1 pseudogene is annotated in these 791 nt (G+C 63.5%); it reads left to right on the top strand.

The features are described from left to right. A pseudogene (locus EN925_RS38090) lies at window positions 1–791 on the top strand (acetyl-CoA carboxylase biotin carboxylase subunit); the annotation flags it as partial.

Genomic DNA, 791 nt, shown 5'->3' with positions numbered 1-791 from the left:
GTGGTGGCGGGCGCGGTATGAAGGTAGCGCTTACCGAGGCCGACCTTGAGGTCGCCTTGCAGACGGCGAGCACGGAAGCCGGTGCGGCCTTCGGCGACGATGCGGTCTACATCGAGAAATACCTGGAAAAGCCGCGCCATATCGAGGTGCAGGTGTTCGGCGACGGCTTTGGCCGCGGCGTGCATTTCGGCGAGCGCGACTGTTCCTTGCAGCGCCGCCACCAGAAAGTCTGGGAAGAGGCGCCCTCGCCGGCCCTCAATGCCGAAGAGCGCGCCCGTATCGGCGGCATCTGCGCCAAGGCGATTGCCGACCTCGGCTATTCCGGCGCCGGCACGATCGAGTTCCTCTACGAAAATGGCGAGTTCTATTTCATCGAGATGAACACGCGCCTGCAGGTCGAGCATCCGGTGACGGAAGCGATCACCGGCATCGATCTCGTGCATGAGCAGATCCGCGTCGCTTCCGGCGGCGGCCTCTCGGTGAAGCAGGAGGACATCAAGTTCAACGGCCACGCCATCGAATGCCGCATCAACGCCGAGGACCCACGCACCTTCACCCCCTCGCCCGGTACGATCACCCATTTCCACACACCGGGTGGTCTGGGCATCCGCGTCGATTCCGGCGTCTATTCCGGCTACAAGATCCCGCCCTATTACGACAGCCTGATCGGCAAGCTGATTGTACATGGGCGTAACCGCGTCGAGTGCATGATGCGCCTGCGCCGCGCCCTGGACGAGTTCGTCGTCGACGGTATCAAGACGACGCTGCCGCTGTTTCGCGATCTCGTCGGC

This window comes from Mesorhizobium sp. M7A.F.Ca.US.006.04.2.1, from assembly GCF_004022915.1.
Classification (GTDB): domain Bacteria; phylum Pseudomonadota; class Alphaproteobacteria; order Rhizobiales; family Rhizobiaceae; genus Mesorhizobium; species Mesorhizobium ciceri.
Note: the sequence above shows the minus strand (reverse complement) of the source record. Positions and strands in the feature narration are given on the sequence as shown.